Annotated in this window: 20 protein-coding genes; 3 read left to right on the top strand and 17 right to left on the bottom strand. The window is 31.4% G+C overall.

Annotated elements, in window-relative coordinates:
• Positions 1-196: 196 nt before the first annotated feature.
• From WC223_06975 to WC223_06945, 7 genes are all read right to left on the bottom strand, one after another.
• Positions 197-976, bottom strand: coding sequence for a hypothetical protein (locus WC223_06975; GenBank protein ID MFA6923981.1), 780 nt, complete (start codon positions 974-976; stop codon positions 197-199).
• A 167-nt stretch (positions 977-1,143) separates the two neighbouring features.
• On the bottom strand, positions 1,144-1,995 hold the full coding sequence (locus WC223_06970) for a DUF916 domain-containing protein (GenBank protein MFA6923980.1): 852 nt from the start codon (positions 1,993-1,995) through the stop codon (positions 1,144-1,146).
• Between the two features lie 426 nt (positions 1,996-2,421).
• Positions 2,422-2,586, bottom strand: a complete 165-nt coding sequence (locus WC223_06965; protein MFA6923979.1) for a gliding motility-associated C-terminal domain-containing protein — start codon at positions 2,584-2,586, stop codon at positions 2,422-2,424.
• 127 nt (positions 2,587-2,713) lie between these two features.
• Positions 2,714-3,814: a sugar phosphate nucleotidyltransferase gene (locus tag WC223_06960; protein MFA6923978.1), complete on the bottom strand. Its 1,101-nt coding sequence runs from the start codon at positions 3,812-3,814 to the stop codon at positions 2,714-2,716.
• A 39-nt stretch (positions 3,815-3,853) separates the two neighbouring features.
• Positions 3,854-4,480: a SprT-like domain-containing protein gene (locus WC223_06955; protein ID MFA6923977.1), complete on the bottom strand. Its 627-nt coding sequence runs from the start codon at positions 4,478-4,480 to the stop codon at positions 3,854-3,856.
• Positions 4,481-4,650: 170 nt separating this feature from the next.
• Positions 4,651-5,289 (bottom strand): dethiobiotin synthase, encoded by a 639-nt coding sequence (bioD, locus tag WC223_06950; protein MFA6923976.1) that lies wholly within the window; start codon positions 5,287-5,289, stop codon positions 4,651-4,653.
• A gap of 20 nt (positions 5,290-5,309) precedes the next feature.
• Positions 5,310-6,089 carry a C40 family peptidase gene (locus WC223_06945; protein ID MFA6923975.1) on the bottom strand — a complete coding sequence of 260 codons (780 nt, stop codon included), beginning with the start codon at positions 6,087-6,089 and terminating at the stop codon, positions 5,310-5,312.
• 162 nt (positions 6,090-6,251) lie between these two features.
• Here WC223_06945 and WC223_06940 point away from each other — a divergent pair, with 162 nt between their 5' ends.
• The 3 genes from WC223_06940 (at position 6,252) to WC223_06930 (ending at position 7,808) form a co-directional block, all read left to right on the top strand.
• Positions 6,252-7,052, top strand: coding sequence for an alpha/beta hydrolase (locus WC223_06940; GenBank protein ID MFA6923974.1), 801 nt, complete (start codon positions 6,252-6,254; stop codon positions 7,050-7,052).
• Positions 7,053-7,179: 127 nt separating this feature from the next.
• Positions 7,180-7,458: a nucleotidyltransferase domain-containing protein gene (locus WC223_06935; protein MFA6923973.1), complete on the top strand. Its 279-nt coding sequence runs from the start codon at positions 7,180-7,182 to the stop codon at positions 7,456-7,458.
• Positions 7,455-7,808: a DUF86 domain-containing protein gene (locus WC223_06930; protein MFA6923972.1), complete on the top strand. Its 354-nt coding sequence runs from the start codon at positions 7,455-7,457 to the stop codon at positions 7,806-7,808. Before WC223_06935 ends, WC223_06930 begins: the two co-directional genes overlap by 4 nt.
• Positions 7,809-7,854: 46 nt before the next feature.
• Here the strand turns inward: WC223_06930 and WC223_06925 are convergent, their stop codons facing one another.
• The 10 genes from WC223_06925 to WC223_06880 all read right to left on the bottom strand — a co-directional run.
• Complete coding sequence (locus tag WC223_06925) at positions 7,855-8,037, bottom strand: (2Fe-2S)-binding protein (protein ID MFA6923971.1); 183 nt, start codon at positions 8,035-8,037, stop codon at positions 7,855-7,857.
• An 86-nt stretch (positions 8,038-8,123) separates the two neighbouring features.
• Positions 8,124-9,773, bottom strand: a complete 1,650-nt coding sequence (gene hcp / locus WC223_06920) for a hydroxylamine reductase (protein MFA6923970.1) — start codon at positions 9,771-9,773, stop codon at positions 8,124-8,126.
• Between the two features lie 174 nt (positions 9,774-9,947).
• Complete coding sequence (locus WC223_06915; GenBank protein MFA6923969.1) at positions 9,948-10,787, bottom strand: 4Fe-4S binding protein; 840 nt, start codon at positions 10,785-10,787, stop codon at positions 9,948-9,950.
• 112 nt (positions 10,788-10,899) lie between these two features.
• Positions 10,900-11,337, bottom strand: a complete 438-nt coding sequence (locus WC223_06910) for a peptidylprolyl isomerase (GenBank protein MFA6923968.1) — start codon at positions 11,335-11,337, stop codon at positions 10,900-10,902.
• Positions 11,338-11,418: 81 nt separating this feature from the next.
• A complete protein-coding gene (locus WC223_06905) occupies positions 11,419-11,835 on the bottom strand; it encodes a secondary thiamine-phosphate synthase enzyme YjbQ (GenBank protein ID MFA6923967.1) in 417 nt (138 codons plus the stop codon).
• Between the two features lie 18 nt (positions 11,836-11,853).
• Complete coding sequence (locus WC223_06900) at positions 11,854-13,890, bottom strand: OmpA family protein (protein ID MFA6923966.1); 2,037 nt, start codon at positions 13,888-13,890, stop codon at positions 11,854-11,856.
• 23 nt (positions 13,891-13,913) lie between these two features.
• Positions 13,914-16,595: an AsmA-like C-terminal region-containing protein gene (locus tag WC223_06895; GenBank protein MFA6923965.1), complete on the bottom strand. Its 2,682-nt coding sequence runs from the start codon at positions 16,593-16,595 to the stop codon at positions 13,914-13,916.
• A 28-nt stretch (positions 16,596-16,623) separates the two neighbouring features.
• Positions 16,624-17,565 (bottom strand): glycosyltransferase family 2 protein, encoded by a 942-nt coding sequence (locus WC223_06890; GenBank protein ID MFA6923964.1) that lies wholly within the window; start codon positions 17,563-17,565, stop codon positions 16,624-16,626.
• 97 nt (positions 17,566-17,662) lie between these two features.
• Positions 17,663-18,739 (bottom strand): chorismate synthase, encoded by a 1,077-nt coding sequence (gene aroC / locus WC223_06885; GenBank protein ID MFA6923963.1) that lies wholly within the window; start codon positions 18,737-18,739, stop codon positions 17,663-17,665.
• Between the two features lie 56 nt (positions 18,740-18,795).
• The coding region (locus tag WC223_06880) for a phospho-sugar mutase (GenBank protein ID MFA6923962.1) at positions 18,796-19,237 on the bottom strand (442 nt) is incomplete at its 5' end.

Below are 19,237 nucleotides of genomic sequence, written 5' to 3'. Positions count from 1 at the left end.
TCGTATAAAAGTATTTCGTTTGTGGTTTGTTGTTAATTTCTGTTTTTTCTCATAGCTCGGGCTTGCAACTACGATTTTTATAAATTTATTAACAGGTTGTTAAAATTGTCATTCCCTTCGAAACAGAGTTTTACAAACTCTGCTTGTCAGGGAATGACAAAATAAGTACTTTTACAACTATTTATGTTTCAATTTTTTATTGGTCTTCCAATAATACATATTTAACATACATAGTGTAAACACCCGGCTGAGCATATTTTCCAGTTGCTATTTCATCAGATGTTGTACCTGTAGGCGGAAATGCCTTTGGAAATCTTACAGGCAAGCCCGGAATAATTCTGTAATCTAACGTGTAATAATAATCACTTGATGAGCCGCTTTGTGTCATATAACTTCCTCCGTCAACAGACTTGGTAGCACCTGTTGTCTTCATACCTGCAATATATTTTTCTCCAATTAAAGGAGGAGTTTCAATTACAGAAGGGTCATAATAAACGCTATTACTGTTAGCTGAGTCTGTTGTTGCCGTTGCAGCTGTAAACTTGCCACTATAGTCGGCAGCTCCAACTACTGAAGCTGTTACACAAGGATTCACATGAGATTGATGGATTTCAAGTGCGCTCAATGGTATAGAGTCAATTGCTCCCGTTGCATTTGTACCATACTTTAATACTTGGTCCCAAAATTTTCCTGTCCCCACGGTACCATTAGATAGACCTATTGCATATAAGTCCCAGTTAACAGTTGAGCTGATTTTTAAAGTTGTTGCTCCATACTTTGTAATACCACCGTAGTATTTGTCAATTTCATCAAATACAAACGACATCTGGTCGGGTGTTTCCATGTTAAGTTGGAGAATCGGCTGCAAATCCATGGTAAATGTTACATTCTTTTCATCAATTAACTGAGCTTTTGCTCTATTAAATGAAAAGGAAAACAAAGTTACCAAAACGATTGCTAAAAAGATTTTTTTCATAGTTTGGTCTCCTTAAAATTTTAAATTTAATTAATATGATTTTTAACTTTATATACTTTACTATGCGAAGTATAACGCCTGTTGAAATTTCATGCTTCACGAAATTTCAACTTTTTTTATATCCCTTTCACATACACATCGTTTTTAGTTGTTACTAATATTTTTTTTTATTTAATTTCAAACTCAATTTCTGCAGTTTCTATTTCTTCATTACTGCCAAAATCTAATACTCCTATAGCAGAGTATTTGCCTTTTTCCAAATTATCAGGTAAATCAAAAGTAAAATCTCTTGTTTCACCAGGTAAAATCGTAAATTTTTTAACTAATAATTTATTTTGCTTGCCAATATTTGTATTGGTTAATTCAACATAACAACTGCTAAATGAAATTCCATCTCCCGTATTTTTTGCTCTTAAGTTTAAAGTTTTAACTTTTGAAGTATCAGAAGAAATTAATTTAAAATTTTGAATTTCAACTTTATTTACTAAAACATTGGGCGGGTTTTGATAAATATAAATTCCAAACGATATAAGAGGTATAACACCAAAAGCAATTGTTTTTTCATTTCCCTTTACATCAATATCTTTTTTCTCTTCTTGCTGGTTAACCATTAATATGCACCATGCTGCTTTATATCCGTCGTCTGTTGCAGGAATATTAACTGTTACATCTATCTTTTTTTCTTCTCCCGGCTCCAATTCAACAAATGTTTGTGATATTGTTACCCATTTAGATAAACTGTATTTGCCTTTGCCAGCATCAATAAATATAGTTTTTCCGTTTTCATTCATGTCAAAATCCTTGAAATTCAACTGGAACTTATTTTTCTTTTTTGTATCATTTGTTATTTTTATTTGTTGCGTTTTTGATGCGCCCGGTCTTAAAGAAAAATTCAAATGAGCCGGAGAAACTGCAACACCCATGTTTTTATAAAGGGTATCTTTTTTATCCTGGCTTTGAACTTTTGGTATATTTAAAATTGCTATTGCCATAATTAAATAAATTATTCTCTTTTTCATAATTTCGTATTATATTTTAGAATTTAACTTAAAGCATTGACTTATAATAATAAAAAAAAATAAATACGATTTTTTTCCTTAAAAGGTTTCATTTTTTTCTAAAAAATATAATATTAATTCTGTTTTACTATAGGTATATTGGGTGTAAATATAAAACGTTTTTATATAAGAATGCAATAGAAATATCGCATAAAAAGTATAAGTTTATACATAAATAATTTTATTGAAAGCAAAATAAATATTTACTTTATTATAATTTTCCTTTAATTTTAGAAACTGTTTTGGATTTTGAAAAACCTATTTATTTGGCTTTATATAAACCTAAATTAAGCATTAGTTCGCTTCACTCCTAATGCTTAATTTGGGATAAAATAAAAAAACTGTTCATTTATATAATGGACAGTTTTTTTCAATTATTAGAAAATTTTATCTTTCTGCATGAACATATCCGGTAAAGTTATATTTTTTATTATCAGTAGCAGCAGCGTTAATTATATAGTAATATACACCATCGGGCATTCGCGTACATCCCAGCCGTTGTCGATATCGTTGGTTTCGTAAAGCTTGACCCCAGCGATTGAAAATGAGCATAGAAAAGTTTTAAATTCACCGGTATATTTTACTTTAAATACATCATTAAATCCGTCTTCATTGGGAGTAGTATAGGACAGTCACTAAGATACGAAGACACAACCCGTCAGTTGACGGACATAAATTTTTATACGAATTGCTCGCCTTTTTTAATTTTCACATCGTTTACAAATTGCCTTATTTGTTGTTCTTCCGATTTTTTACAAATAAGCAGTATATTATCGGACTCGACAATTATGTAATCACTCATTCCCTGAATAACAGCAAGTTTTTCTTGGGGAAATTTTATAATGCAATTTTTTGAATCATATAGCAAAACGTTATTACCTGTTACTACATTTCCCGATTTATTTTTTTCGGAATTATCATATAATGAACCCCATGTTCCAAGATCCGACCAGCCTATATCGGCGCAAACTACATGTACATTATCGGCTTTTTCCATAATACCATAATCGAGAGAAATGCTTTTACAAACAGTGAAAGCATTTTTAATAAAATCTGTTTCTTCGCTCGTGTTATATTTATTATTTCCATCTTTGAAAACTGACGATATTTCAGGTAAAAAATTATCAAAAGCTTCGGTAATACTTTTCAACGACCATATAAATATTCCTGCATTCCACATAAAATCTCCGCTTTGAACAAAGAATTTTGCCATTTCAAGATTAGGCTTTTCCGTAAAAGTTTTAACCTTTTTTATTTTTTCATTTTTATTTTTAATATCATCAACAAATTGAATGTAGCCATAACCGGTATCGGGTCGGCTTGGTTTAATTCCTATTGTAATAAGAATATCTTCGGAAGCACTTGCTTTCAATGCTAAATCCACCATTTCGCTGAAAATATCTTCTTTCATAATAATATGGTCGGAAGGAGAAACAACAAAATTGGCATTCGGGTCGATTTGTGCTATCTTGTACGTCGCATAAGCAATACAAGGAGCTGTATTTCTTCGGGCAGGTTCGCACAAAATCTGTGTGTCTTTTATTTCGGGTAATTGTTTTTTTACAAGGTCCCTGTATATTTCATTTGTAAGAATAAAAATATTTTCTTTATAAAAGTTTTTTAGATAACGTTCATAAGTTTGCTGAATAAGCGTTTTTCCTGTTCCCAGAATATCAATAAATTGTTTGGGGTGTGAAAGTTTGCTCATTGGCCAGAAACGCGAACCCAAACCACCTGCCATAATCAAACAGTAATTACTTTTATTTTTCGTAATACTCATAATCGAAATATTTAAATAAATTCATACAAAGTTATAAAATTAATTATCAAGTGCAATTACATTTGCGAGAGGATTGAAAAGGTAAATTCTATTAGTATCAATTTCAATACATCTATATCGTTTTCTGATTTTTTTTATTTTCCTGAATTTTCTGCCACTCGGTATTTCGAAGAATAAATTATCAGGAATATTTTCAATTAAAGTGAATTTCAAATCACCTGCGGTATCATTATCATACTTCATCAATATACGCATAAGCTCTGTATCGCTTAATGTTGAAGCGGCAGGATTATTGAGATATTTATTTAAGCTTAATAAAATTTCTTCGGGAAATATTTTTTCATTCAGAAAAGGAAACATAAGTTTTTTAAAATTTTCTTTCCAGCTTTTTCCGTGAGGTTTTGTTCTTTTTTCACATTCATTCCAACAAACAAGATGCGATATTTCGTGAACAAGAGTTATTAAAAAAGAATAATTATTAAGATTTCCGTTTACAGTAATTTTATGGGTAGAATTATTTGCAGGTGGGCGATAATCTCCAAATTTCGTGATTCTTTTTTTTGTTATCTTAAGGTTTATTTTGTACTGTATAATCCATTCAACAATCAGAGCAACTGCATTTTCGGGCAGAAACTCCGAAAGAATATTTTTAAATTTTTCTCTCATTATTTTTTATTTGTGTTTTTTTCACATCTGCTTTACTCCAATGTGGACAGGTTTCGCATTTGGGTTTGAATATTTTACAGGCAGAAAAAAATATGAGAATTAAAATTACAGATAATATTTTTTTAAATAATTTCATAGAAAAATCATTTATACAAAAGTACGATTTTTTTTCAAATAATAGTAAGTGTTTTAAAGCTTTGTCTGAAATTTTCAGCGTATTTTATTACTGTAGATTTATCAAAAATATTTTCTTTCTCAATATTTCCAATTAGTTTCAGATTCGTATGAGCAAGAATAAATTTTTCACCCGATTTATTTCTTTCGCCGTTAAAAACTATTCCTGAAATTTTAATATTTCTTTGTTTCAATGCTTCAACGGATAATAAAGTATGATTTATTGAACCTAGATAATTTCGTGAAACCAAGATTACTTCTGCATCAATTTTTTTTATCAGGTCAATCACCATATCACCTTTATTATTAAGAGGAATCAAAAGTCCTCCGGCTCCCTCAATTATCAGGTTATTTTTGGTTTCGGGTAAAATTATTTTGTTCAATTCAATTTCAATTCCTTCAAGTTCTGCTGCAGTGTGGGGCGAAAGAGGATTTTTGAATTTATATATTTCGGGATAAATGCGTGAAGCGTTATTGCTAATAAGTGATTTGACAATAGCCGAATCGGTATTTTCAAGATTGCCCGCCTGCAATGGTTTCCAGTAATCAGCTTTTAACGCTTCTGTGATAATTGCTGAAAATATTGTTTTTCCTACGTTTGTTCCAATGCCTGAAATGAAAACTTTTTTAATCATTAAAAACTCTGGATTTTTATTTAAATAATTTTTCTTATAAATTTCAACGAATGCGTGTATTTATTTAGGTCAATATTGAAAATTCCACGATTATCAATTTTGTTAATTCTCACTTTTCCCGATGCATGAATGATTTGTGATTTGCCAAGAATGATTCCGACATGAGTGATTTTCTTTTCATCATTTTCAAAAAAAGCCAAATCGCCCTGTTGTGGTTCATCTGGAAAACTTAAAATATCGCCAATTGATGCCTGTTGATTAGCATCTCTCGGTAATTTTATTCCATTTAATTTGAAAACCATTTGTGTAAAACCCGAACAATCAATTCCGAATGGAGAGCGTCCTCCCCATAGATACGGCGCATTCAGGTACATATATGCGGTTTCGGCAATGTTATTCCTGTTTTTAAATTTATTTTTGTCGGCTGTCTGTCCTTCAAAAATATATTTAGTTTCCTCGATATGAAAACTATTGTTAACCAGACAAGGAAAAGAACTTCCCATCAAAATCGGAATAACAGTTTTTTGAGTATCGTTAATTATAAGTTGAACTAAATCGGTTGACAAATCGGGACTTGTGTTGGTAAGCTTAATAAATGTTTCGCCTGAAATTTGTTTGAATTGTGTTTGATTAATCCACCCTTCATATTCATCGTAAAATATTTTTACTTGAATCCATTCATCTTGCTTTTTGATAATCTGAAAAATATCACCAAAAAGCAATTGTGTTGTCATTTCACTCAAATTGCTTGGTTCCCTGCGGACAGCAACAACACTTAAATCACAAAACCCATATTCCATAAAAAAGATTTTTACAATAATACGGAAAAGGTTGGAAAATAAAAAGAATTTTTAAACTCTGACAGGTCTGACAACTATGTCCGGTTTTTAGAAAAAAATAAATTTCAATTATCAAATTTTTCTAATTTTACTAACTTTATAAACTTATAAAATAATATTTTTATGCCTTATCAAACAATTAATTTTAAAGGAGCAAAAATAAATTTCTGTGAAAACGGAAACGGTAACGCAATTGTTCTATTGCACGGTTTCACGGAATCGCTTGAAATATGGAATAATTTTACTGAAAAGCTATCGGAAAAATATAAAGTAATAACTATTGATTTGCCTGGTCATGGCAAAAGTGAATGTATAGCGGAAGTTCACACAATGGAATTAATGGCAGATTGTGTGAAAGCGGTACTGGAATTTCTGAATGTTAAAAAATGTGTGATGTTCGGTCATTCTATGGGTGGATACGTAACACTTGCTTTTACAAAAAAGTTTCCTGAAATGATTAACGGTTTCGGGCTTTTTCATTCATCAGCATTTGCCGACACTCCCGAAGCAAAAGAAAACAGAAAACGTGCAATAGAAATTATAAGAAAAAATCATAAAGATTATTTAAACCAATTTATTCCCGATTTGTTTGCACCCGAAAATGTTGAAAGATTGAAACCCGAAATCGAACGATTAAAAATAAATGCATCAGAACAAATGACTGCTGAAGGAATTACTGCAGCTCAACTTGGAATGCTCGAAAGAAAAGATTATTCGGATTTGCTTTCTGAAACAAATGTTCCTGTATTTTTTATTTTTGGAAAAAAAGATAAAAGAATACCTTTTGAAAAAGCTGCAATGCAAATCAATTTACCAAAACATTCGGAAGTAACAATTCTCGACTGCGGACACATGGGTTATCTCGAAGCACCGGAAGAAACTTTGCACTCAATAAAATCTTTTGCTGAAATGATTTATCGCTGATTTTTTAGAAAACTTTCCGAAAGTTTGGAACTTTAGGAAAACTTATAACATTATACCATAAAGAAATTTATATAATAGATTTTGTAATTTTTGAAAAATTACGTAGTTTTGTAATATGATAACTCAAATGGAAATAGAGAATATATTAGCTAATCTTAAGCCCGAATTATTCAGCAAATTTTATGTTGATAAGATTGGTTATTTCGGTTCATTTTCGGAAAACAAACAAAATGAAAATTCCGATATTGATATTTTAGTTCACTTCAAAAAGCCGATTGGATGGGAGTTTTTTGATTTGCAGGAGTTGCTAGAAAAAGAACTCAAAAGAAAAATTGATTTGGTTTCGATAAATGCTTTAAAAAAACAACTTCGCGATATTATCACCAAACAGGTTAAATACGTATGAATCCTGCTCAAAGAAAATATGCTCTTTATATCGAAGACATGCTGACCTCAATAAAAAGAATTGAAGAATACACAAACAATAAAAGCTTTTCTGAGTTTAAAAAGAATTATATGATAGTTGATGCAGTGATTAGAAACTTTGAAATTATTGGAGAAGCAACAAAAAACATTCCTGCCGATATTCAGGAAAGACATAAGGAAATACCATGGAAAAAAATGTATAATTTACGAAATTTAATTTCCCATGTATATTTTGGAATTGATTATGAAATGATTTGGGAAATTGTCAAAAACAATTTACCTCAAAATAAAATCGATTTAAAGCTTGTATTAAAAGAAATAAAATTGTAATTTGAAATTTTTCCAATACAAAAACCGTAATTTCGATAAAATTTATTTACTGCTGATTAATTTTTTTCAGAATATTTTCAATGTCAGGAATGCATCCGCCACAGCCGGTTCCTGCTGTAGTTTCGTCCTGAACATCTTCAACGGTTTTTAATCCCTTTTCTTTTATTGCCTTTATAATTACACTTTTATTTACTTCCATGCAATGGCAAATTTCAATGTCTTCTTCCATAAAAAAATTAGTTTACAGTTTTCTGTTTTTAGTTTTCGGTTAATTAAAAATTTAATATTCAAATTCCAGCTTCCAATCTCCAGCATCTAATTTAAAAACATTTTTAAATCCTCATCAACATTTGTTATTCCTGCGATTCCGAATTTTTCGATTAATACTTTTGCAATGTTGGGTGATAAAAATCCGGGTAATGTTGGTCCTAAATGAATATTTTTAATTCCCAAATATAATAAAGCTAACAATACAAGTACTGCTTTTTGTTCATACCAAGCAATATTGTAAACAATAGGCAACTCATTAATATCATTAAGCTTAAAAATTTCTTTCAATTTTAAAGCAATAACCGCAAGAGAATAAGAATCGTTGCATTGTCCTGCGTCCAGCACTCTCGGAATGCCGCCAATATCGCCTAATTGTAATTTGTTATATCTGAATTTAGCACAGCCGGCAGTGAGGATAACAGTATCTTTCGGTAATTTATTTGCAAATTCCGTGTAATATTCGCGGCTTTTCATTCTTCCGTCGCAGCCAGCCATTACGATGAATTTTTTTATTGCTCCCGATTTTACTGCATCTACAACTTTGTCGGCAAGTGCAAAAACTTGAGCGTGTGCAAAACCACCAATGATTTCGCCTTTTTCAATTTCAACAGGTGGCTTGCATTTTTTTGCATGCAAAATAATTTCAGAAAAATCTTTTTGCTTTCCGTTTTTTCTATCGGAAATATGTTTGAAAGTGTCGAATCCGACAACGCCTGTTGTATAAACTCGGTCTTTATAAGTTGCATTATCAAAAGGAGGAACCAAACAATTTGAAGTGAATAAAACAGGTCCGTTGAATGATTCGATTTCTTCTCTCTGCTTCCACCAAGCGTTTCCATAATTTCCAACAAAGTGCTTATACTTTTTAAAAGCAGGATAATAATTTGCTGGCAACATTTCGCTGTGAGTATAAACATCAACACCGCTGTTTTCGGTCTGTTGCAAAAGTTCTTCCATATCTTTCAAATCGTGTCCGCTGATTAATATTCCAGGATTATTTCTTACTCCTATGTTTACCTTTGTGATTTCAGGGTTTCCATAAGCTGATGTATTTGCTTTATCAAGTAAAGCCATAACATTTACACCATTTTTACCACATTCCATGACAAGAGATACTAGTTCATCAGCAGAAATTTTATCGTTGGTTGCAGCTGCCAATGCTTCCTGCATGAATTTGTAAATGTTTTTATCTTCATAACCAAGATTCCTTGCATGCTCTGCATACGCCGATATTCCTTTGATTCCATAAATCAACATTTCTTTTAACGAACGAATGTCTTCATTTTTGGCCGAAAGAACACCAATTTTTTCAGCTTTTAATTCACATCCTTCAGCCGTGTTTGCTTTCCATTTAGCCGAATCGTGAAGTTCTGCTTCGTTTAATCTTATTCCCGATTTTTCCAAATCACTTTTTATTTTTTCACGAAGTTCAATTCCTTTTTTTATTTGGTCTGTAAATCTCGATTTATCAAAATTTGCATTTGTAATAGTCATGAATAAACTATCAACAATGAATTTATTCACTTCATCATCTTCAATTCCTGCATTACGGGCTTTTATTGAGTAAATAGAAATTCCCTTCAACGTGTAAATTAAAAGGTCTTGCATTCTGGCAACACTTTCTTCTTTGCCGCAAACGCCTTTTATTGTACAACCGGTATTTTTTAAAGTTTCCTGACATTGAAAACAAAACATACTCATATTTTTTCCTCCTTATAAATTTATGATTTATTTAAAAATTGTAAATGTGTCAAATATATTTTTTAGAATATTATTTAATATTAAGATTTAATTAAATTTTGATTAATTGTAAATTAATATGTTTGATAAGTCCTAATATACTAAATGACTAAAATTTTAATTTTTTATTTATTTTTTTACTTCTCCTTTTATTCCAATTACTGTTACTTCAATATCAACCTTTTTCTTTGCTTCCTCATTTGCATGCTTTGCCATTTGCAATAATCCATTGCAGCATGGCACTTCCATAATCATAACATTTAACGATTTTATTTCAGCTTCATCAATCATTTGCTTTATTTTTTCAACATAAATTTCTTTATTTGAATCAAGTTTTGGACAAGCAATTGCAATGCTTTTTCCTTTTAAATATTTTTCATGAAAATTACCGATGCTGTATGCCACGCAATCGGCAACAAGTATAACATCAGCATTTTTATAATATGAGGCAGTGGGATTTATCAAATGCAATTGAATAGGCCATTGGCGCAACTCAGAAGGGTTATCTTCGATTTCTTTTTCGCAACTTTTTTCTTTTATTTCATTTCTGAAATCCATTGCCTTTGAACCAGGACATCCTCCAACATGATTATGGGGTTCTGCTTTTTCAAACTCATCATAATTAAGTTTGAAATTATTTTCTTTTAAATAATGAATAGCTTTTTTTAAATACTCTGTTTCATTATGTTCTTTGAGGTGTTTCAAATGTGCAATAATTGTATTATCACCTTTTGCGGAAATTCTTTTTATTGTTTCAGTTTCATTGTATGGCTGAGCTTCTCTTTCTTCAAGAGTAATTGCATCTTCGGGACATTCGCCTATACATGCGCCGAGACCATCACAGAAAAGTTCACTTACCAAACGGGCTTTATCATCTATAATTTGAAGCGCACCTTCATGGCAACCTTCAGCGCATAAGCCACAACCCGTGCATTTGTTTTCATCTATTTTTATAATTGTACGTTTCATAAATTTATAATTATGTATTTAAGTACACAAATATATAAATAATAGTTTTGTAAAACAAATTTTTCGGAAAATATCTATCACCAATTATAAAATCGGAATTTATTAAATAATTTTATTCCTCAAGTATCGAAATCTTTTCGATATTATCACCTTGTTGAATTTTATCAATAACATCAAGTCCTTCCACAACTTTTCCGAAAGCAGTATGTTGCCTGTCGAGATGTTGCGTATTTTCTCTATTATGGCATATAAAAAATTGTGAACCACCAGTATCTCTTCCGGCATGAGCCATCGAAAGAGTACCGCGTGTATGATATTGATTATTGCCCGTTAGTTCACATTTTATAGTATAGCCCGGACCACCGTCTCCCCTGCCATTTGGACAACCTGCCTGAACCACAAAATTAGGAATTACTCTGTGGAAAATAAGACCATCATAAAATCCACTTTTTGAAAGTTTAATGAAATTTGCTACGGTATTGGGAGCATCTTTTTCGAAGAACTCCACTTTCATTGTACCTTTTGCTGTTTGAATTTCTGCTTTTTGCATGTTTTTAAATTTAAATAGTTTTAAAATTTCGTTTGTTATTTTTATTCTTTTATAATTCGTTTGTTCGAATGTTTTTTTATTTTATTCTCCGATAATTTTCACAAGCACTCGTTTTTTTCTTTTTCCGTCGAATTCGCCGTAAAAAATTTGTTCCCAAGGACCGAAGTCAAGTCGTCCGTTTGTTATTGCTACAACAACTTCCCTTCCCATAATGGTTCTTTTTAAATGAGCATCGGCATTATCCTCATAGCCATTGTGATGATATTGTGAATGCGGCTTTTCAGGAGCAAGTTTTTCGAGCCATGTTTCAAAGTCGCTGTGCAAGCCCGATTCGTCATCGTTAATAAAAATACTTGAAGTAATATGCATTGCGTTGCAGAGTAGCAAACCCTCTTTAATGTCGCTTTCACGCAAACAATCTTCAATCATTGGAGTGATATTTAAAAATGCGCGTCTTGCATCAAGATTGAACCAGAGTTCTTTTTTGTATGATTTCATGTTTTTATTTTTCGATTTTTATTTATTTAATATTACAAACACAGTTCTTCTGTTTTTTGCTCTTCCTCCTGCAGTTTCATTTGTTGCTACAGGTTGTGATTCACCAAATCCTTTATATTCCATTCTTGTTGGTTCAACCCCTTTAAAAATTAAATATTGCTGAACTGCCCTTGCACGATTTTCGGATAATGCAAGATTGTCAGATTCGCTGCCAATATCATCGGTATGTCCCTGTATCGAAATTCTCATGTTTGGATTTTCTTTAAGAAAATCAAAAAATTCATTTAATACTATTTTTGAAGAATTTGTTAATTCAGAAGAGTTCGTTGAAAAATAAATATCATTTATCCTGTAGCTTTCGCCAACTTCAATAGGCTTAACTTCAAGTTCAATTGCTTTTGGCGTTTGATAAGTGGTGTCATCTTTAGCAAAATATCTTGAATCATAAACATAGCCCTCTTTTTTTACTGTCAGCACGTAATCATCTTTAAAAGCCATGGCTACAACATATTTCCCGGAATTAGTATCTACAGAAATTTCTTTTATTTTTTTTCCATCAACACTTTTAATATCAATTGTAGCTTTTATTGGCAACCCTGTTTTTTCATCTTTCAATTGTCCTTTAGCAAACAGAACCCTTTCAGGTCTTACATCTTCATATAATGGAAATGAATATAAATCAATTCCTCCCTTGCCTTTTATATCTTTCCTGTCGGAAGAAAAATAGCCGGTTTTTCCATCGGTGCTTACAAAAAAACTTTCATCATCATATATTGAATTTATAGGAAAACCAAGATTTTTGGGAGTTGTCCATTCTCCTTTTTCGTTTTGCTTTGTGTAGAAAATATCCAATCCCCCAAGTCCGTCGTGTCCGTTTGAAGAAAAATACAATGTCTGGCTATCGGTATGGATAAAAGGAGAAACTTCATCACCTGCAGTATTAATAGTAGGACCCAGATTTATTGGTTTGCCCCATACACCTTTTTCGTTTTTTTCAATTTTATACAAGTCGCATCCCCCAAAGCCACCAAGGCGATTACTTGAAAAATAAAGAACCATGCCATCAGCAGAAACTGAAGGATGTGATTCCCACGAATCGGGGCTATTTACATTATCACCAATGCTTTTTGGTTCTGTCCATTGTCCGTTTATATTATCAGAATAATAAATATCGCTGTTAAAATATTCGTTGGTTTTTGTTACTCCTTTTTCGGTTTTAGTTGTAGTTTCCTTTTTGGAAATAACAAAAAACATGTGAAGATTATCGGCAGTTAAAGTTGCTCCGCCTTCATTAGTTCCTTGGTTGAAGGGAGCTTTCATAATATATCCCGTGCCAAATTTTCCATTCACAGCTTCATTATACATAAATTGTTCGATATAATCAGGATAGGGTTCTTTTTTAAACCTTTTTGTATATAAAGCAAGTTCATTATCGGGAGTAATAATAGAAAGAGCTTCATCGTCTTTTGTGCAAATACCCTCAACAGGTTTTGGGTTAAAAGGAACAGGATGGCTCAGCAAATCTCCAATTAATTTTGATGTTTCGTATTTTCTCTCAATTTCCAGTTTTTTGTCATCTGAAGTTTTTTTGTTGCTTGTTTTCAGATTTTGCAAATAATTAAAATAATTTTTTGCAGCATTAACAAAATTCTTTGCGGATTCCTGAAAATTTCCTGACTCATAAAAGTGGTCGGCTCTTCCCAGATAAATTTCTCCAAGCTGAAAGTATGCTTCATTATTGTATGACGGGCATAATTCAATGGTTTTAAGCAGATATTTTTCCGCTTCTTTTAACGATTGATTTTTAAAATTAATTTTTGCCAGCGCAAAATATGCATCAGGTAACTGCGGTTCCTCTTCAATTGCCTGATTAAACAATGTAATTGCTTCTCTGATTTCCGATGGATTGCGGGCAGTATTATAAGTTTCTATTCCTTTTGAGTAAAGCTTAATCGCTTTTCTGTTATTTATTTCAGGACAATTGCTTTCTGTTTGTGAAAAAGAAAATATAAATAAAAATTGCAGAAAAAATAAAAAGTATATTCTTTTTTTCATCTGTGAGTCTGTGGCGTTTTTGTTTAGAACTTAATTTTTTTCTTCAAATTATTTTTCAAATTTTCTTTTTCTTTTTTCAGTTTGTCATCAGCTTCTTTTTTTATTTTTTCCTGCTCGGCTTTTACTTTATCATCAGCTTCTTTTTTCAACCGTTCCTGTTCGGCTTTAGCTTTATCTTCAAGTTCTTTTTTATTTTTGTTGACTTCTTCTTTTACTTTGTTTTCGGCTTCATTTTTTTTCTTGTTGATTTCATCTTTCACTTTATTTTTAGCATCTTCAATTACATTATTCATTGTGCCTTTCATTCCAAGTTTTATAGTAGGTTTTGTGACAGTTCCGCCAATCAATGCATCTACTTTCACGATATCACCAACTTTGAAATTTGCTCCTTTACTGTTTGCCTGCGATGTAAGGTTATTCAAAACTCCGTTTGCTGCTCCACCGAATTCACTTCGAGGTATTTCAAGATTGGCAACGTAATCAATTGTTTGGTCGAATGAATTTGAACCTCCTATTTTACCTTTTATTTTCTCAAAAGTAAAATCAAATGGCTTAACAATAATTTTTCCGTTAATGAAATTAAATGAAAAATTTATTTTATCAAGAGATAATTTTTTTAGTTTTTCCATTTTCAGAGCATCTCCGATTTTTGTGAGAGGAGCAAAATCCTGAACCGATATTTTTGTCGTATTCAACAAACCCTCTCCGTTTATGGTATTTATTATCGGCATCATCTTGCTGTCAAGAGCAGTATTGAGTTTCATTTTTGTTGAAAATTTTCCGTAGCATGATTTTGCAATAGGAACAAGCTTTTGCATTGTTATAAAAGTTTTTGCCGATTTCTGAATATCAAAATCTTTTATATCGAGATTAAAATCAACTAAAGGTTTATTTTTATCTTTTGTGTTGTAAAATCCGTTAACAGCGAGCCGTCCATCGAGCATATTCATTTTAAGATTTTCTAATGTAACTTGCTTGTCTTTTATTTTAAGCACTCCATCAACATTTGTCATTTCCATATTATCGTAAATAATTTTTCCGAAAGTAGCATTTGCCACAAAGTCAATGTTTTCGGGAACTTCAATTATAGTTAAAGAAGAAGAAGCATCTGATTTTGGCTTGCTGGCAACAGTTTCTTCTTTTGACGGTTGCATAAATTCGTTCAAATCCATTAAATTTGAAGAACTCTGGAAGGTTCCTTTTAAAACATCTTTTTTGAAAATGTACGATAATAAATTATCAATTCTACCTTTAGCTTTTAAATCGCTTTTGCCAATTTTTATGTTGCATGATGTCAGCTCAACAAATTGCGGAGAGAATAGAAGTTCCATTTCACTAATTGCAGCACTTTGTGTAAAATCTTTACTTTTATATTTCAGATTGCTGACATTGATTTTACCATTTGCTTTAAAATCTTCATATTTCTTTTTCTCTATTGAAGAAAGTTTTCCGTTTAATGAAATATCGGCAGTCACAACGCCAGTAAGCTCCTGTTCTTTTTCAAGAGGATAAAAATCTTTAACTTCTGCTAAATTCATTTTACCTTTTATAATTCCATTGATTTGAGGGTCAGAAACAGGCGTTTTAATATCCATTCTTATATCAACAGGATTGTTGCCAATTTCGAAATGAAATTTGGATATGTTAATTACAGTGTTGTCGGCATTATCACCTGTATTTGTAATATTTGTTTTTAATGCAATATTTGTAACCGACTTTGGTAAATCAGGATATTTGAACATTGCATCATCAATTTGGATATTCACTGAATATCCCGGAATTTTTTTATCATTGTATATTCCTTTTACATAACCGTCAAGAGCGAGTTTTCCTTTTGTCTGAACTTTTTCGAAATCTTTGGTATAAACAGCAGGAATAAGAGATAAGAAATTTCTGAAATCTGTACTTTTTACATTGAATTTTAAATTCATTTCAATATCACTTTTCGGCATTGCCACATAACCGTCCATTCCAAGAAGCAATTGATTTATTCTGAATTCATTTTCTTTAAAAGTAAATTTGAAATTTTTTAAATCGGCATCAAGTTTAGCACTGATGATGGCATTCACAGAATTAAGATATTTTACACCACCATAAATCAAAGTAAGAAATTCGATAGTTCCTTTATTATCCAATGAAGTTAAATCGGCTGTCATATCACCACTTAAGACATGATTGAGCTTTTTTATTATAATTTTCATTCCTAAATCCTGTGCATCGTAAGTAAGATTTCCCGTATTAATTAAAACTTTCTGCAATGACAATTTAAATGCCGACGGTTGTCCGGATTGCTGAGGCGCTGCCGAAGGTTTTGAAATATCCCAGTTTGCCTTGCCGTTTTTTAAAACAAGTAAGTGAATATTAGGTTCATTGAGAGTAATTTTCTTGATTTTATATGAACTACCTTTGAAAACACTAAATATATCAATTCTAACATTTAATGATTTTATATTTGCAAGTGTATCGTCTGCAAATTCATTAACACCAATTACAGTAAGTCCTCTGATAGATATAATAAAATCAGGAAAACTCCGGAACATTCCTAAACCATAATTTTTCCAGTTAACTTTTGCATTAATATTATTATTTATTTCTTCTTTAACTTTCGATTCAATTTTTCCTTTGAATGCAATGGGAAGAATTATAGCAGCCGCAAATATCACAAGAACTACTATTCCTGAAATTTTGAATATTTTTTTAAACATGATATTAAAAATTTATAATTAGTAAATATTAAATTTCTTCTTCAATAATAAATCTCGGTCGGGCTTTAATTTCTTTATAAATTTTACCGGCATATTCACCTATTATTCCGAGACAAATCATCTGTAACCCGCCGAAAAAGAACAACGGAATAACAGTTGATGCCCAGCCACGAACTGCTTCGCCCTCAAAAATAGGCAGAAAAGCCCATAATATTAGTAAAAATGAAAATAAGAAAATAATAAGACCAAGGAAAAAAATTAAACGTAGTGGATAAATGCTGAATGAAGTTATTCCATTCCATGCAAATTCAATCATTTTTTTCAACGGATATTTTGTTTCACCTGCCACTCTTTCGCTTCTTTTGTAAAAAACATTTGCCGACCTAAAACCAAGAGTAGGAAAAATTCCGCGTAAAAATAAATTCACTTCATTAAAACGCGCAAATTCATTTAAAACTCTTTTGCTTGCAAGACGGTAATCAGCGTGGTTATATACAGTTTTTACTTTCATTGCCTGCATAAGTTTATAAAAAAAATGAGCAGTAAAACGTTTGAAAAACGAATCGCTTTCACGGTTATTTCTAACTCCGTAAACAATTTCATTTCCTTCATTATATTTATTGAGCATTTCTTCAATAACATTTGCATCATCCTGCAAATCGGCATCAATCGTAACTATGCAATCGGATTTGTCTTTCATGTTTAGAAGACCGGCAAGCAGTGCGTTCTGATGCCCGAAGTTTGTCGAAAATTTTATTCCGCGAATATTTTTATTTTTTTGTGATAAATCTTTGATTATTTCCCATGTTGTGTCGCAACTGCCATCATCAACAAGACACAAAAAACTCGAATCGTCAATTTTGTTTTTCGAAATTAATCTTTCGAGCAATTCCAATAATGTTTTTGAAGTTATTGTCAATACTTCTTCTTCGTTGTAACAGGGAACTACAATGCAAAGTTTTAGTTTCATAAAAAAAGATTAAAAATCAAATATAAAAATTTTCTCGCTAAGACGCTAAGACGCAAAGAAAAAAAATAAAAAATAAATTTAACTATTAACAAATAATTTATGTGTTAAATATTTTATTTACCAAATAACTATCAACTAAAACTAAAGCTGTCATTGCCTCAACAATAGGAACGGCACGTGGCAAAACGCATGGGTCATGTCTTCCGTGAGCTGTAAATTCTACTGCTTTTTCATTTGTGTTTAAAGTTTTCTGCGATTTTAAAATTGTAGCCGTCGGTTTAAAAGCAACACGAAAATAAATATCTTCACCATTGCTTATTCCACCTTGTATTCCGCCCGAATAATTTGAAAGTGTTGATACTTTTTTATTTTTTAAAATAAAAGCATCATTAATTTCCGAACTATTCTTTTCAATATTTTCAAACCCCGAGCCATAATCAAATCCTTTTGCTGCATTTATGCCAAGCATTGCATTTGCAAGCTGTGCCTGAAGTTTATCAAAAACAGGTTCGCCAATTCCGGCAGGAACATTTTTAATAACACACTTAATTATTCCGCCAATAGAATCACCTGACTTTTTTATTTTCTCTATTTTTTCAAGCATTTTTTTGGCAATTGCTTCATCAGGACAGCGAACAGCATTTTTTTCAATCTTCAAAAAATCAAGTTCTTTATAACACTTATTTAATTTTATTTCACCAATCTGACTTACATAAGCGTTGATTGAAATTTTTTGTTTCGATAAAATTTGCTTTGCAATTGCGCCGCCAACAACTCTTGCCGCTGTTTCTCTTGCCGATGCCCTGCCACCTCCGCGATAATCTCTTATTCCGTATTTTTTCTGATATGTATAATCGGCATGTGATGGGCGAAATATGTTTTTTAAATTTTCGTAGTCCTTTGAATTCTGATTTTCATTTTTAATAACGAAACCAATTGGCGCACCTGTTGTTTTTCCTTCAAAAATTCCCGATAAAAATTCAACTTTATCTGATTCCTTTCGCTGTGTTGTAATTGCAGATTGCCCTGGTTTTCGCCTGTCTAATTCTTTTTGAATTAAATTAAAATCCAATTTAAAATTTGACGGACAACCGTCAACAACTCCGCCAACCGCTGCTCCATGCGATTCACCAAAAGTCGTTAGTTTGAATATTTTTCCGAATGTGTTGCTCATCGTTTTTGATTTTGCAGACCTAACAGGTTTTTAAAACCTGTTAGGTCTTGGTTAATTTATTTCAATCCCAGTGATTTAATAATATTCTCAATCTTTTTGTCAAGTTCAGCGTTTACTTTTTCAAAATCGTTTTTGTCTTTCAATTCTGATTTAACACCGAAATAATATTTTATTTTCGGTTCTGTTCCCGATGGTCGAACAGATATTATGCTTCCGTCTTTTAAGAAAAACTGCAACACATCGGACTTTGGAAGATTTATTGATTTTTCTTTTTTATTAATAATATCAAAATCTTTTAATAATGAATAGTCGCAAATTCTTATTATTTCTGAATTATTAATTTCTTTCGGTGGATTTTTTCTGTAATCAATCATCATCTGCGCAATTTCTTCTTGTCCGGTTTTGCCTTTTCGCGTTAGTGAAAGCAATGACTCTTTGTAAAAACCAAATTCTTTATAAATGTCAATTAATAATTCGAATAATGATTTGCCTTTTGCT

It is taken from the genome of Bacteroidales bacterium, from assembly GCA_041671145.1.
Classification (GTDB): Bacteria; Bacteroidota; Bacteroidia; order Bacteroidales; family JAHJDW01; genus JAQUPB01.
Note: the sequence above shows the minus strand (reverse complement) of the source record. Positions and strands in the feature narration are given on the sequence as shown.

Bases quoted from the DNA above. Each gene is read 5' to 3' on its own strand.
- WC223_06945 (MFA6923975.1), bottom strand. From the start codon at position 6,089: ATGGAATATGGGTTTTGTGATTTAAGTGTTGTTGCTGTCCGCAGGGAA.
- WC223_06915 (MFA6923969.1), bottom strand. From the start codon at position 10,787: ATGAAACGTACAATTATAAAAATAGATGAAAACAAATGCACGGGTTGT.
- WC223_06940 (MFA6923974.1), top strand. From the start codon at position 6,252: ATGCCTTATCAAACAATTAATTTTAAAGGAGCAAAAATAAATTTCTGT.
- aroC (MFA6923963.1), bottom strand. From the start codon at position 18,739: ATGAGCAACACATTCGGAAAAATATTCAAACTAACGACTTTTGGTGAA.
- WC223_06900 (MFA6923966.1), bottom strand. From the start codon at position 13,890: ATGAAAAAAAGAATATACTTTTTATTTTTTCTGCAATTTTTATTTATA.
- WC223_06890 (MFA6923964.1), bottom strand. From the start codon at position 17,565: ATGAAACTAAAACTTTGCATTGTAGTTCCCTGTTACAACGAAGAAGAA.
- WC223_06975 (MFA6923981.1), bottom strand. From the start codon at position 976: ATGAAAAAAATCTTTTTAGCAATCGTTTTGGTAACTTTGTTTTCCTTT.
- bioD (MFA6923976.1), bottom strand. From the start codon at position 5,289: ATGATTAAAAAAGTTTTCATTTCAGGCATTGGAACAAACGTAGGAAAA.
- WC223_06910 (MFA6923968.1), bottom strand. From the start codon at position 11,337: ATGCAAAAAGCAGAAATTCAAACAGCAAAAGGTACAATGAAAGTGGAG.
- WC223_06965 (MFA6923979.1), bottom strand. From the start codon at position 2,586: ATGCTCATTTTCAATCGCTGGGGTCAAGCTTTACGAAACCAACGATAT.
- WC223_06930 (MFA6923972.1), top strand. From the start codon at position 7,455: ATGAATCCTGCTCAAAGAAAATATGCTCTTTATATCGAAGACATGCTG.
- WC223_06925 (MFA6923971.1), bottom strand. From the start codon at position 8,037: ATGGAAGAAGACATTGAAATTTGCCATTGCATGGAAGTAAATAAAAGT.
- WC223_06960 (MFA6923978.1), bottom strand. From the start codon at position 3,814: ATGAGTATTACGAAAAATAAAAGTAATTACTGTTTGATTATGGCAGGT.
- hcp (MFA6923970.1), bottom strand. From the start codon at position 9,773: ATGTTTTGTTTTCAATGTCAGGAAACTTTAAAAAATACCGGTTGTACA.
- WC223_06905 (MFA6923967.1), bottom strand. From the start codon at position 11,835: ATGAAATCATACAAAAAAGAACTCTGGTTCAATCTTGATGCAAGACGC.
- WC223_06895 (MFA6923965.1), bottom strand. From the start codon at position 16,595: ATGTTTAAAAAAATATTCAAAATTTCAGGAATAGTAGTTCTTGTGATA.
- WC223_06955 (MFA6923977.1), bottom strand. From the start codon at position 4,480: ATGAGAGAAAAATTTAAAAATATTCTTTCGGAGTTTCTGCCCGAAAAT.
- WC223_06935 (MFA6923973.1), top strand. From the start codon at position 7,180: ATGGAAATAGAGAATATATTAGCTAATCTTAAGCCCGAATTATTCAGC.
- WC223_06970 (MFA6923980.1), bottom strand. From the start codon at position 1,995: ATGAAAAAGAGAATAATTTATTTAATTATGGCAATAGCAATTTTAAAT.